Source organism: Alistipes sp. ZOR0009 (assembly GCF_000798815.1).
Taxonomy (GTDB): Bacteria; Bacteroidota; Bacteroidia; order Bacteroidales; family ZOR0009; genus Acetobacteroides.
In genome coordinates this window covers 1-13,197 of sequence record NZ_JTLD01000033.1, presented here as the reverse complement: position 1 = coordinate 13,197, position 13,197 = coordinate 1, and the positions used below count along the sequence as shown (strand labels likewise).

General features: G+C 40.1%; 10 protein-coding genes. 4 read left to right on the top strand and 6 right to left on the bottom strand.

Going from position 1 to position 13,197, the window contains the following annotated elements:
* Positions 1 to 508: 508 nt before the first annotated feature.
* The 4 genes from L990_RS10045 to secDF all read right to left on the bottom strand — a co-directional run bounded on the left by L990_RS10045 (position 509) and on the right by secDF (position 5,771).
* Positions 509 to 1,225 (bottom strand): tRNA1(Val) (adenine(37)-N6)-methyltransferase, encoded by a 717-nt coding sequence (locus L990_RS10045; RefSeq protein ID WP_047448425.1) that lies wholly within the window; start codon positions 1,223 to 1,225, stop codon positions 509 to 511.
* Positions 1,226 to 1,230: 5 nt separating this feature from the next.
* Positions 1,231 to 2,040, bottom strand: a complete 810-nt coding sequence (locus L990_RS10040) for a TIGR02757 family protein (RefSeq protein ID WP_052180899.1) — start codon at positions 2,038 to 2,040, stop codon at positions 1,231 to 1,233.
* Positions 2,018 to 2,674 carry an ABC transporter ATP-binding protein gene (locus L990_RS10035; RefSeq protein ID WP_047448419.1) on the bottom strand — a complete coding sequence of 219 codons (657 nt, stop codon included), beginning with the start codon at positions 2,672 to 2,674 and terminating at the stop codon, positions 2,018 to 2,020. The genes L990_RS10040 and L990_RS10035 overlap by 23 nt, the downstream gene beginning before the upstream one ends.
* Positions 2,675 to 2,807: 133 nt before the next feature.
* Positions 2,808 to 5,771, bottom strand: a complete 2,964-nt coding sequence (gene secDF, locus L990_RS10030) for a protein translocase subunit SecDF (RefSeq protein ID WP_047448416.1) — start codon at positions 5,769 to 5,771, stop codon at positions 2,808 to 2,810.
* A 358-nt stretch (positions 5,772 to 6,129) separates the two neighbouring features.
* On the opposite strand from secDF, the gene L990_RS10025 reads away from it, so the two are divergent.
* The 4 genes from L990_RS10025 (at position 6,130) to L990_RS10010 (ending at position 9,734) form a co-directional block, all read left to right on the top strand.
* Complete coding sequence (locus L990_RS10025) at positions 6,130 to 6,522, top strand: DUF1573 domain-containing protein (protein ID WP_047448413.1); 393 nt, start codon at positions 6,130 to 6,132, stop codon at positions 6,520 to 6,522.
* Positions 6,523 to 6,543: 21 nt separating this feature from the next.
* On the top strand, positions 6,544 to 7,743 hold the full coding sequence (locus L990_RS10020) for a pyridoxal phosphate-dependent aminotransferase (protein ID WP_047448410.1): 1,200 nt from the start codon (positions 6,544 to 6,546) through the stop codon (positions 7,741 to 7,743).
* A gap of 114 nt (positions 7,744 to 7,857) precedes the next feature.
* Positions 7,858 to 9,102 carry an ABC transporter permease gene (locus L990_RS10015; RefSeq protein WP_047448407.1) on the top strand — a complete coding sequence of 415 codons (1,245 nt, stop codon included), beginning with the start codon at positions 7,858 to 7,860 and terminating at the stop codon, positions 9,100 to 9,102.
* Positions 9,102 to 9,734: an NUDIX hydrolase gene (locus tag L990_RS10010; RefSeq protein WP_047448405.1), complete on the top strand. Its 633-nt coding sequence runs from the start codon at positions 9,102 to 9,104 to the stop codon at positions 9,732 to 9,734. The genes L990_RS10015 and L990_RS10010 overlap by 1 nt, the downstream gene beginning before the upstream one ends.
* On the opposite strand, the gene L990_RS10005 is transcribed toward L990_RS10010, so the two are convergent.
* Together L990_RS10005 and L990_RS10000 are read right to left on the bottom strand one after the other, a co-directional pair.
* Positions 9,731 to 11,050: a transglycosylase SLT domain-containing protein gene (locus tag L990_RS10005; RefSeq protein ID WP_081981667.1), complete on the bottom strand. Its 1,320-nt coding sequence runs from the start codon at positions 11,048 to 11,050 to the stop codon at positions 9,731 to 9,733. The two genes, L990_RS10010 and L990_RS10005, sit on opposite strands and share 4 nt — an antisense overlap.
* A gap of 76 nt (positions 11,051 to 11,126) precedes the next feature.
* Entirely contained in the window at positions 11,127 to 13,115 is a 1,989-nt protein-coding gene (locus tag L990_RS10000) for a putative porin (RefSeq protein ID WP_047448399.1), read from the bottom strand.
* Between the last annotated feature and the right edge of the window lie 82 nt (positions 13,116 to 13,197).

The window sequence follows — 13,197 nt, the reverse complement described above, 5'->3', positions numbered from 1 at the left end:
TAGTTAGTAAAAATAAAATTGGTAACATCTCCTAGCCGTGGCTAGAATTACAATTCAAAAACCCCGAAGGGCAGGTGCCGAACTTTAATAGTTGGCATTCTCTACTGATTTTTCACAAAATCATACAATTCAAAAAAAATGCGCTGTGCTTTCAGCTTGTAATTTTACAACGCACGATGCGAAGGTACCATCCTCTACGAATTTTCCAAATGTTTTTTATGATAAACGACAAACGAAAATGTTAAATTGATTAAATACACCATAATTCTAATTACAATTTATCGATTTAACGCATTGATGTAGTTACAATTTTACTAATTACACCGCTTGCAAGCTTAAAATCTTTTTTAACACTTTATTTTGTTAATAAAATAAATTAAAAAAGGCATGGACTCAAAATCGCCATGCCTTTGCTCATATTTTTATTTAGCATATTAAATCGACAATACCCCTTAGCAATGCTCACAAAGTGGAAAATGTGCAGTTTGCACCTACTAGCAGGCAGAAATTAGCCAAACAGGTAGAAATCGCCCGTTAACGAAAGGTAATCTTTCGAGTATAGGTGCCTTCCCCTATCCTCCACCACCAGGTCGTTTTCGATTAACGCCTGCTGTACCTTAGAGAACTCGAGCAGCAAGCGCTTTATACCGCCATCGGGCGTGGGATAAACGTTTGTTTTTCGGATACAAAAAAGCCCCTTGGCGGCAGCCATCGCAATAAACACGCTCCCTTCAACGTAGGGCAGAATAACACTTAAACGCCCAGCAGAAGTAAGTAAATCGACAGAACGCTCAATAAGGGTTTCGTGCGGCAGCTTATGGTCGTGCCGAGCAATTGCGCGCGACTTCTGATCAGGCTTTAACGACTGCTTAAAATAGGGTGGATTGGAAACTATAAGATCAAAAAGTTCGGATTCTCCCTGCCGAAAGGTTCCGTAGTCGGCATTCGTCACCGCTATTCTCCCGCGCCATGAGGAGGCTTCCACATTCTCCAACGCTTGATCAACAGCATCAGAATCAATATCAATAGCCGTTACTGCTGCCTCGGAATTCCGCTGCGCAACCATTAACGCAATTAGGCCTGTCCCCGTTCCCACATCGAGAATGGAAGCGGCTTCATTAACATTAGCCCATGCGCCAAGAAGCACGCCATCGGTACCCACCTTCATGGCCGTTTTACCCTGCTCTACCTTAAATTGCTTAAACTGAAACCACGTATTTGCCATATATATTAGATTTCCTGTTCGCCACTTGCTATCCCTCCGCTAACGCCAATCGAAAACAATGCGAAATCGTACCGAATTGGATCTAACGGATCAAATGTCCGGAGGACCTCCGTGAGTTCCTGTACCGCCTTAAAATCGTTTTGCCTGCGCTGCAGCAACCCTAACTCGCGGGAGACATTCCCAACATGTAAGTCTAAAGGTATTAAAAGATCTTTCGGCTGCAACGACTGCCAAAGTCCAAAGTCGACATTCTCTCGGCAAGATCGTACCATCCACCTAAAAAACATATTTAACCGCTTAGCAGCCGATCCTGCATCTGGATTGGCAACATGGCGCATAGAGGTACTATAAACACCTTCCGTTTCGAGGAAGCACGAACGTATCGCCCTAATGGCATCCACTGGATTACTTACGCCTCTACTGCCCAAAAATAGGTCCATAGAGAGGTGATTCCGGTATATTGCGGAGAGCGCACGAACAAAGCTAACGGCATCCTTATCTCCAAAGGTACGATGCCGAAACCCTACAAGGCTTTTCAAATCGGCCTCGGTAAAGCTGCAAATAAATTCGTGGGGATTATTATCCATCCGCGCAATAAGCTCCTTCGACTTTGAAATGATTGTTTTTCGCTGTCCCCAAGCAAAGGTGGCGGCAAAAAAGCCCGCTATTTCGATATTCTGTTGGGAGTCGAAGAGATGAGGAATCTGAATGGGATCGTCGTCGATAAACGAGGAGGTGCAGTAACGGTGGTACTGCTCCTCAAGATACTCCTTTACCTCTATTAGGTTGTCACTACTCATTAATGACAAAGCCATCGTTTAAGGTGATCGTCCTATCAGACATACGCGCCAGCTCGTGGTCGTGCGTTACAATGATAAAGGTATGCTTAAACTGGTCGCGAAGTTTAAAGAAAAGGCTATGCAAATCCTGCTTGCTGGAAGAGTCGAGATTGCCAGAAGGCTCGTCGGCAAAAATTACCGAAGGGTTGTTGATTAAAGCGCGAGCTACAGCAACACGCTGCTGCTCTCCTCCTGAGAGTTCCTGTGGCCGATGGCTCATTCGATGGGATAAGCCCAACAAATCGAGCAGCTCCTTAGCTTGTGCCTCCACCTCGCGCTGAGATCGCTTGGCAATAAAGCCTGGAATGCAGACATTCTCCAACGCCGAAAACTCGGGAAGAAGATGATGAAACTGAAACACAAACCCAATCTGCCTGTTTCGAAAATCGGAAAGTTCGGCCTCCTTCATACCACAAATGCTTGCGCCTTCGATAAGAACATCTCCAGATGTGGGTTTCATTAAGCTCCCCATTATCTGCAAAAGGGTTGTCTTACCCGCACCGCTAGCACCAACAATGCTAACCACCTGGTTGGATTCTATTTCGAGATTAATGCCTTTAAGCACCTCGAGCGTGCCAAATTCCTTCCTTATATCTTTTACTGTAATCATTGTCACCTTCTTTGCTACGAAGATATAAAATACGGTTCAATTATTACATAAAATACGAAGTCCACACAACTAGGGCAACCCTTAAAAACAAAAAGGGCAGCTCGATGGGCTGCCCTCATATTTGTATGAAAGATTATTCATGAAGATTTTTCTGCTCTTCCCCATCCTTAAATAGGTCGTAAGCAATTGGAGTTGCAACAAGCACTGAAGAGAATGTACCAATAAGTACACCAAGCAATAATGCAAAAGAGAAACCTCTAATAACGTCGCCCCCGAAAAAGAAGATGGCAAAAAGAACCACCAATACAGTACCTACGGTATTGAATGTTCTCGCAAGGGTGCTGTTAATTGCTTGGTTGATGTTTACCTTAAGCTCACGCTTTGGATAATCTCTACGATACTCGCGGATACGGTCGAAGATAATCACCGTGTCGTTGATTGAGTAACCGATAATGGTCAGAATCGCCGCAATAAAGCTCATGTCCACATCCATATTAAATGGCATGATGGCAGAGAACAGCGAGTAGAAGCCAAGCACAAACATTGTATCGTGGAATAGAGAGGCAACACCTCCAAGTCCCCACTGCCAACGTCTGAATCGGATAGCGATATAAATAAAGATAGCAATTAGAGATACAATTACAGCAATAATCGCTCCCAACTTAATGTCGTCTGCCACAGATGGACCAACAACCGAAGAAGACATGATGCCAATCGGAGTCTTGGTAGTTGTTGCAAACTCATCATAAGTTAGCTGCTTAGTGTTGTACTTATTTAGTGCAACGTAAAGTTTTTTGCTGATGATGCTATCAACATTACTCTTGTTATCTTCGATCATGTACTTGGTGGTAATCTTCACCTGTGTAGCAGGACCAAATTGCTTTACTTCTGGACTTTCGCCAAAAGCAGCGCCAAGTTCATGTCTGATCTCATTAGTGCTTACATTCTTGTCAAATCTTACGGTATACGTTCTACCTCCGGTAAAGTCAACACCGTAGTTAAAACCTTTTATTACCCACGAAGCAGTTCCTAGCGTAATAACAGTTATAGAGAAGATGTAGGCGTACTTACGAATACCAACAAAGTCGATCTTTGTGTTATGTAGGAAGTTTTCAGTAAGCTTTGTAAAGAACTTAATGTCGCGTCCCTTATTCAACCACCAATCGAATACCAAGTGGCTTATAAAGATTGATGTGAACAACGAAGTAGCGATACCAATGATAAGCGTTGTAGCAAAACCTTGAACAGGACCAGAACCAAAGATGTAAAGAGCAATACCCGTAATCAAAGTAGTTAGCTGACCATCGATGATTGCAGGAAGCGCATGCTTAAAGCCATCCTTAAGAGCAAGGCGTAAGCCCTTTCCAAGTCGCATTTCCTCCTTAATACGTTCGTAGATAATAACGTTCGCATCAACCGCCATACCCATGGTAAGTACAATACCTGCAATACCAGGAAGTGTAAGAACAGCCTTAAACGAAGCAAGAACTCCAAATAGGAAGAAAAGGTTAGCAAGAAGAGCGACATTGGCAACCAAACCAGCACCGCTGTAGAAGAATACCATGTATCCAAGAACAAGCAGGAAGGCTATGATAAACGAAATCATACCAGCATTAATAGACTCCTGACCCAAAGATGGACCAACAACGTCCTCTTGTACGATTTTAGCAGGAGCAGGAAGTTTACCGGAGTTTAGCACGTTGGCTAAGTCTTCTGCCTCTTGCGTTGTAAAGTTACCTGAAATAGAAGAACGTCCTCCTTCAATTGCTTGATTTACTTTAGGAGCAGAATATACAAATCCATCAAGAACAATGGCAATTTGCTTTCCAACATTATCTGCAGTAAGGCGAGCCCAAGTCTTTGCACCTTCTGCATTCATTGACATACCAACCTCTACAGAACCTTGGCGATCGTCAAACTGCTTAGAAGCATCAACAATAACAGATCCATCAAGAGGAGCTTTGCCATCGCGGCCTGTTAGCTTGATTGCGTAAAGTTCAATTCTATCGGTTTCCTTCTTATCCTTAGTTACGATAGGCTTAACGCTCCACATCAACACTAAGTCGCGAGGGAATAAAGCCTTAACGGTTGGCATATTGATAAAGGCATTCACCTTAGATGTATCAGAAATCTTTGCAGTTCCCACAATGGCACCAGGAGCAACGCCACCTTGTCCATCAAAATATGGAGTCAACACCGAGAATAGCGGCATATCTGCTCTGTTCACCTTAGAGGTATCCTTACCTACCTGCTTTTTCAAAGAATTCTTTTGAGCAGGAGCAGCAACTTTTGCAGCTGTATCCTTAGCAACAGGAGCAATTCCCATTTTTTGAATTTCAGCAATCTTGCTGTTGGCAGCCATCAAAGATGGAGCAAGCTGAGACAGCTCATAGGTTTCAAAAAACTGAAGGTTTGCCGTTCCTTGAAGCAGCTTACGAACACGAGAAGGATCTTTAACACCTGGAAGCTCCACAAGAATACGACCAGAGTTACCCAAACGTTGGATATTTGGCTGAACTACCCCAAAGCGGTCGATACGATTACGAAGAACGTTGAACGAGTTGGCAATCGCTCCATCAGCTTGCTTACGAAGAACTGTAATTACCTGCTCATTGGTTGATTCTGGTGTAATTTGACTTTTCAGCTCGTAGGTGCCAAAAATTTTCGAAAGTTTTCCATTAGGAGCAACCTCTTTGAATGCCTTATCAAATAAAGAGATAAAATCATCCTTGCTAGTCTTTTGCATCTCCGTAGCACGAGCGATAGCCTTTACAAAAGAGCTGTCTGCGCTATGGTTCGAAAGGCTTTTTAGGATTTCGGCAACAGAGACCTCCATGGTAACGTTCATACCACCCTTAAGGTCAAGACCGAGATTGATTTCCCTATCCTTACATTCCTGATAAGTGTATAAATTGAATAAGTACGCAGGCTGATTCTTCATAGAATCAAGGTAGTTGGACAACTTACGTTGATCCCCATTTGCGTACTCCGCTGCCTTCTTCTCCACCCTCGATGTTACAAACGAAAACGAGAGTTGAAATAAGCTGGCAATAGCTAGTACAACTGCGATAAAAGTAATCGCTCCTCTATTCTGCATTGGTTGAAAATTTATTAATTGTCTTTCTTATTATTACACCTCTAAGCATGTAAGGCGCAAATTTATTATTTTTTTCGAATTCCAATTCAAAAAAAGATAAGAGATATGGTCTTTCCTGCTGTCATCTAAATAAAAATAGAAATTGCGGCCGTTTTATGGAAGGCGCAAAATATCAAAAACCTAGCGAGTAATGGGATTCAGCTAACTATTATTCTGTTAAAAATAGAGCCGTAAAGCCAAAGTGGCGAAGGGATCACCCATTTTTAATCCTATTCTTATAAATAAAGTATGGTGCTTGATAATAAGAATAGAGCATAAACCTTACCTTTGCACCAAAACTTATGAAATTGTAACAACAATGAACAAGCTACTTGCAACATTTACAATGATTTTCTTTGCGGCAATATCTGTCGCAACGGCTCAAAATCCAAATGCACCTACCATTGAGTTTAAAACACTCGAGCACAACTTCAACAAGCTCGAACACAAAGGAGATGCAAGCTACTTCTTTGAATTTAAGAATACAGGAAAAGTTCCTTTAATTCTTACTAGCGTTAACCCATCCTGTGGATGTACGACTCCAGAGTGGTCGAAGGAGCCTATTGCGCCAGGAAAAACGGGAAAAATTAAAGTAACCTACAACTCTCAAATTGTCGGTGTCTTCACCAAGCTGGTATACGTTTACTCAAACGCAACTACGAGCATGGTAACACTCACCATAAAGGGGGAGATTCTTCCTCCAAAACAGTAATAACAACCTAACAAGGACTATATGCCTAAATTATCGGAAAAATCGGCTGTAATGCCAGCGTCTCCCATCAGAAAGCTGGTTCCATTTGCCGAAGCTGCAAAAAAAAGAGGGGTAAAAGTTTACCATCTCAACATCGGACAGCCTGACATTCCAACTCCAACAGAAGCGTTGGAAGCAATTAAGAACATAAAAGAAACGGTAATTGAGTATACCCACTCTGCAGGAAATGAATCGTACCGCAAAGGACTCGCCGAGTACTACCAAAAGGAAGGTATTGATATTTCTGCAAAAGATATACTTATAACAACTGGAGGATCTGAAGCAATCACATTTGCATTTGGAGCGTGCCTGAATCCAGGCGAAGAGGTAATCATTCCAGAACCATTCTACGCAAACTATAACAGCTTTGCGCTTCAAACAGGGGTTGTTGTAAAACCGATTACAGCTTCTATCGAAAATAATTTTGCTCTACCCCCAATCTCTGAGTTTGAAAAACTTATCACTCCCAAAACAAGAGGTATTGTAATTTGTAACCCTAATAATCCAACTGGTTACCTTTACACAAAAGAAGAGCTAGAGACATTAAGCAGCATAATAAAGAAATATGATCTATTCCTTTTTGCTGATGAAGTTTACCGTGAATTCTGTTACGATGGAGAAAAGCATTTCTCGTGCTTAAACCTAAAAGGGATAGAAGACAACGTAGTTCTATTCGATTCTGTATCGAAACGATATAGCATGTGTGGAGCACGAGTTGGCGCACTAATTTCCCGCAATCAAGAGCTCATGTCGGCAGTTCTTAAATTCGGACAAGCACGCCTATGTCCTCCCGCAATTGGCCAAATTGCATCAGAGGCAGCACTTCGCACTCCAAAGTCATATTTTGAAGGGGTTTACAATGAGTATATTGAACGCAGAGACTTCATGGTTAGTGCGCTCAACAACATGCCTGGCGTTTACTGCCCAACACCTAAGGGAGCCTTCTACACAGTGGTAAAGCTTCCTATCGACGACTCTGACAAATTCGCCCAATGGCTACTCGATTCGTTTGAATATAAAAATCAAACCGTGATGGTTGCTCCTGCTACAGGTTTTTATGCAACTAACGGATTGGGTAAAAACGAAGTTCGTATTGCATATGTTCTAAAAATAGAGGACTTAAAAAATGCAATGGATTGCCTAGCCGAAGCACTAAAAGTATATCCAGGAAAAACGGAATAGTATAGAAAAGGGAGCACTTGCTCCCTTTTTTACTTTCAGTACAATCATCCTCTCTTTTTTCATAGCTGCAATTATGCTATCTTCATCCCATTAGTTTTAGCAAAATCACAACCGTTGAATACTGAACTTTTTATTGCTCAAAGGCTCGTTAAAGAGCGTAACTACCAAGGTTTAATCGCTCAACGAATGAGCCGCATTGCAGCCATCAGCATTGCAATTAGTACTGCCGTTATGGTTATTGCGCTAGCAATAGTAACCGGTTTCAAAAAGGAAATCAGAGAAAAAGTAACGGGCTTCACGGCTCCTATTCAAATCAACAACCTAGAAGCAAATGCATCTCTCGAAATTTCGCCCTTAAACGCAAAAAAAGTTCCCATCGCCGAGCTTCTTAAAGTCGATAATGTAAAATCTATCCATCCCTTTACAATAAAACCGGGTATAATAAAATCGCAAACCGAAATACAAGGGGTCATTCTAAAAGGTGTTGATAAATCTTTCGACTGGAATTTTTTTAAATCGAACCTAGTTGAAGGGCAAATACCAAACTACAACAGCGCAACAACATCAAACGATGTTTTGATATCAAAAAACCTAGCATCAAAACTTAAAATGAAGTTAGGTGATAAAATCAGAACGTATTTCGTTCAAAATCCACCTCGCCAAAGAGCATTTACCATTGTGGGAATTTACGATACAAAGTTCACCGAATTCGATAGCAAGTACGTAATCAGCGATTTACGTCACACCCAAAAATTAAATGGGTGGAGTCCTAACGAATATGCTGGGTTTGATATCCTCCTTAAAGATTTCAACAAGATAGATGAAACAAACAACAAAATACAAGAGATTGCAGGGTATAAGCTGTATAGTGATGGTTCTAGGCTTCGCATACAGAGCATAAAAGAAACCATGAGCAACATTTTTGATTGGCTCAATCTTCAAGATATGAACGCATTGGTTGTTCTTATACTAATGCTTTTTGTAGCAGGAATTAATATGATTACAGGAATTCTAATCCTGCTTTTAGATAGAGTAAAAATGATTGGTGTTCTAAAAGCACTTGGGATGCCAGCAAAAGCGCTACGCAAAGTTTTTGTTTTTCTGTCTGCTTCTATTGTTTTAAAAGGATTACTCTGGGGCAATATAGTTGGATTGCTAATTTGCTTAATTCAAAAATACACAGGAATCATTAAGTTAGAGGAATCCACCTACTTTCTAGCAAGTGTCCCCATTAGCATTGATATATTATCAATCATAGTGCTAAACATTGCCACATTTATTCTGTTAGGCCTCTTCATGCTTATACCATTAGTATTAATAGGAAGAATATCGCCAGCCGAAATTATAAGGTACGAATAATGAATTTAGTCGAAACCATAGAAATATTAACCAGCTTTAGGACGGAAGATTTAAAAGGAGAAAAAGCACACATTCAAGCATATCCTCCTTTTCGACTAGCCTTGTATAAAGATAAAAAGCCGACAGAAAAAACAAGAAAAAGTGCCGTCTTAATACTATTTTACGAGGCTGACTCAAAAGTCCACTTTTGCCTAATAAAACGTCCGCAATATAATGGTCATCACAGTTCTCAGGTTGCCTTTCCAGGCGGAAAGTATGAAAAGTTTGACAGCAATTTAATTCAAACGGCTTTAAGAGAGGCTCAAGAAGAGATTGGTGTTGAACCGTCATCCATAAATGTAGCTAACGAATTAACAACCGTATATATTCCAGTAAGCGAATTTACAGTAAAACCCGTGCTAGCCTATACCTTACAGCCTCCCGTATTTCAACCATCCAACAACGAAGTTGAGTATATTATAGAGGCTCAAATTGAAGAACTGCTTGCATCAACCTTGGTTAATGCAGAAGTTAATACTCCTAAAGGAAATATTGTTACCCCAGCTTTTTTAATTCAAAACGAAAAAATTTGGGGTGCTACAGCGATGATTCTAAATGAGCTAAGGATGCTTCTCTTGGAACGGAATGCTTAACTTAATGAAAGAGCCTTATAATTATAGTAGCGCTCCAACACCTCTTTCACAAAGCGAGTTGTTTCGTTCTCATTTTTAACCTTATGAGGATTCACTAAACTAGGATTTTTTCGCAAGAAGAAGATGGATACATCCTCCCAATTATAAGGATTTCTTCCATATTTAGCCGTTATTCGCATTGCATCGAGAACTCTTCCAATACCTCCATTGTAAGCCGCCAAAACAAACTTTCTTTGCTCTTCAATACCAATTGGATACTTAGAAAAAATCCTAGCCAAACGAGAAAGAAGCCGAGTTCCAATGTAAATATTGGTTGATGCAGAATGAACTGAATGGTAACCAAACTGATTCGCAGTTTCTGGCATAACCTGCATCAAACCTTTTGCCCCTCTAGACGATACTACAGATGGTTTAAATTGAGATTCCTGGTAGATCAAAGAGGAAATTAGAAGCCAATCCCAACCTATTTTTGAACTAAAATTCTTTACGACTTCATCATATTCCGAAAGGAAAAACTCACCAGTCAAGTTTACACCACTTGACAATGCTCTGTTTACCTTATAGTTTTGGTAAAAAGATGAATAGTAACTTGAGTGATTTGCAGAATTGCGAGTTTCTGCAATCCATTTATTCAAATCTAATAGGAATGAATTTTTACTCGAGACATACCACGAGTTTGCTCCAAAATCCTTCATTTCTTCGATATGAACCCCAGAATACTTTAGGCTAATAGCTTCCGCTACAGAGGATTGAACAATAGCGCATGATCGCCTTTTCATCTGAAGGTGCTCAACCAGTAAGCCTGTATTCAAGCCATTAAACGTTACAACATTACGATATTTACCTTTCAAATCAGCAAGTTCGTCCTGAGTTAGCAAGCTGCTTGGAATATATATAGCATCTGAACTGCCCAACTTTACAGAAGAAAAAGATAAAATTGAGTAATGAAGCTTCCAGTGAGGAACGGTTTTAAGCAACCCTGGCTCGTCTGCAACAGAACTATTTTCTATGGCTAAAATATCTGCTTTACCAGATTTAAGAAACTGCGCCGCACTTTCTTTTGATGTAAAGGGAATAATCTTAAGGTAAAGTCCTCTCTGTCTAGCATAGGCTTTGAGCATTTCATAATGATAGCCAGTTGGCTGCCCGCCTTTTAAAAAATAACCTGGTGTATTAACCTCTAAAATTGCAGTTAAATACTTACTCTCCTTTAAGCCCAAACCTCTAAAACTCGTCTCTCGAATATTATCCCGAGAACAAGAAAAAAGTAGAACAAAGAATATGACCAGGGATACAATTAGTCGTGTTCCTTTCATACCCGTTATTTTGAGTAGAATAGTTTGTAGTTCAACAACAGAAGTACAAACTATGTTCAAATAAGCCTCTACAACATTAATCGTAGAACGACCATGTAAGGCCGTACTGCAACTGAATAGGCACTCTTGGATAGCCTAATGCTGAGAAGTAATCGTAATCTCCTACATAATCCTTACCGATATTCGTCACCTTAAAAAATAAGGCAGCCCTTTTCCACTTAAAGTTGGCAAAAGCATCCATCCACGGATAGTTTCCAACCTTTCGTACATTCTGGAGATGAAACTGACCAACAGCAGGATTGTAGGCGTAAGTATAGTATGCCGAATTGTACTTAACATCAACACCTAGTTGAGATTTTAGTACATTTTTCACAATATTAAACTGATAGTAAACGGCAACATTCGCAGCAATTGCTGGCAGTGGGAGTATATCTTTTTTTGATGATTTCTGAAATAAAACCTGCCCATCTAAATGCAGATGGCCAATGGCCAAATTTTTCTTAAGATATGCAGACGTTACACTAATTACGCTGCCTGCTTGCTTCGGCAAGGTATCTTTTGCAAAATAAATGTAGCCATCAACTACCGCTTGACGAGCACCAATTTCTAAATCAAGAAATGGAATATCTAACTTTAACTCAACTCTAGTATCAACAACTCTTTCAAAATTATTATTCCACTTAAAGTGGTTAGAAAAAAAGTTTGAAATGTAAAAATCTGGAGTCTCTGTTTTAAACTTAAACTCACCTACCAATTTCACCTCCTTCTCCCATGGATAGATAGAAAACGAAGCGGTTCCTTTGGTATCTATATCACCCGAATTATAGCCAGCAAGCACTAATTTCCCAAAAGCATTCCAATCTATATACTTTCTGAATTTTCCAGAGGCATAACCATAAACATAGGCATTATAGTTGGTTGTACTCTTATTCCCATAAAGATAATCTCTAAAATTGAACATATAGTACTTCAAGTTCTGGTAGCCAATCCCCCCTCCAAACAAATTCAGCAAAGAATTGTCAGTATATGGACGAATCTGCGCATAGAATCGGTTATCAATCTCTCGTAATCGGGTAGAATCGTAACTTATTTTGGGGTCGATGTAGAAGTTGTTATAATACTTAATTTGGTCAACTTCAGACATATCATCCTTGTAAATACGGTGATACGTTGCATATTTTGAATACATTCCAACCAATAACAATGGGCCGGAATAAATACCATTTTTCGTGAAGTTTTCTGAATTAGACAATTGCACCCCATAAGTCTGAGACAGAAAGAATGTATTATTTCGCACAATGTTAGAAGCATTGCGGAGCTTAATGTTGATATACTCAGGCTTGATAACTGTATCTCTAATTTCCTTTTCATCAGCAACACCACCATTTTCCTGAACGTCGGCTAGGTTGTATATATATCCCGCATATGCTGTATATTTTTTCCCTAAATAAGAGGCATATGCGCTAAAATCTTTCGTCTTAGACCTTTGTCTCTTGTACATGCCTTTCGTTCCCCAACGATCATAGTTAATCCCAAAACTTAAGGAGGGCGATACGTTCTGAGCTAACGTAAGTCCAAAAATTTCCTCTGCGTTGGTTCTATTCCCAGCAGTTACATATCTGACTCTAGAATAAGGTACTTTTGTATTATAGAACTTTACATCATCAGGAGTAGACAAGAATGGAGTATACACATTTTGAAAAAAGAACGGAGTCTTAGCTACATTCTTAAAAAAATCAAGATTAACAGTAGCACTACCGATATTCCCCAAATAAACAGCACCAACATTATCCATCTCGTAAAATGGATACACACGCTGCACATTCCTTTGCCCAGTATCTAACTTGATACGCGTAGGGATATTCGTATAAGAACTAACATTCCATGCAAACAGCCGAATTCGATTCAAACTATCATTAAAATAGAAACTATTCAATTTCTTATTTAAGAGTGAATCTGGAGTAGCCATTTTTTCAGATACGGATACATTTCGTTCAGGAGCCTGAGCAAAAACTGCAATCGTAATAATTAAGAACAGCGCGAGAGTAGATATTCTTTTAAGCATACTGTTGCAAAGATAAATAAAAAAGCCCTAGAAAAAAATTCTAGGGCCTCTTGTAAGGTTGGCGGCCACCTACTCTCCCGCT